A 631-nucleotide genomic window follows, 5' to 3' on the forward strand; every position below is an offset into this window, starting at 1 on the left:
GAGAAATTACACACCTTTCACACCCGATAAAATCAGGGGTATACAGTGGCGAAAACATTGCTCAACCTTTCACAGGCAGCACAAGCCGCGGGCATTACCAGAAGAACGCTATACAATCATGTAAAACAGGGAAAGGTTACCGTGTCACGTGACGGGAAAAACAACCCTGTTGTGGATGTGTCAGAACTGATCCGTGTATACGGAAATGTGAATATCCCTGAGAAACAAATTCCCGGCATTTCACACCGTGAAAATACACAAAAAAATTTCCCACAGGAACAGCTTCTGGCAATGCAAAAGGAACTGGCCGATCTCCGGCAGGCTGTCACCCTGATGCTGGAAGATAAAACATCCCGGGAAGAAGAACGCCGCCAGCACGATGATGAGCGCCGGAAACTCCAGGCCGAAGTGGACAGATTGACAACAGAACTGACACAGAAGAAAAAACGCTTCTGGTCCGGCTGGTTTAGCTGAGAACTTACCGAAGGGAATGGAGAACATGACGAAGCAGGAAAAAACTGCCCTCAATATGGCTAAATTCATTAAGGATCAGTCGCTGCTGTGGCAGGCGGCCAGCGCGGGGGCTGACGACGTCCAGGCGGCCTGGGCCGCGGCGCGCGCGGGGTGTTAT

General features: G+C 51.0%; 2 protein-coding genes. Both read left to right on the forward strand.

Annotated elements, in window-relative coordinates; genetic code table 11:
- Positions 1–45: 45 nt before the first annotated feature.
- On the forward strand, positions 46–474 hold the full coding sequence (locus tag ABD169_RS16060) for a hypothetical protein (protein WP_001140599.1): 429 nt from the start codon (positions 46–48) through the stop codon (positions 472–474).
- A gap of 25 nt (positions 475–499) precedes the next feature.
- Positions 500–631, forward strand: a 132-nt coding sequence (locus ABD169_RS16200) for a Rop family plasmid primer RNA-binding protein (RefSeq protein ID WP_425560987.1), incomplete at its 3' end; no start/stop codon positions are given.

The organism is Leucobacter iarius, assembly GCF_039530105.1.
Lineage (GTDB): Bacteria > Actinomycetota > Actinomycetes > Actinomycetales > Microbacteriaceae > Leucobacter > Leucobacter iarius.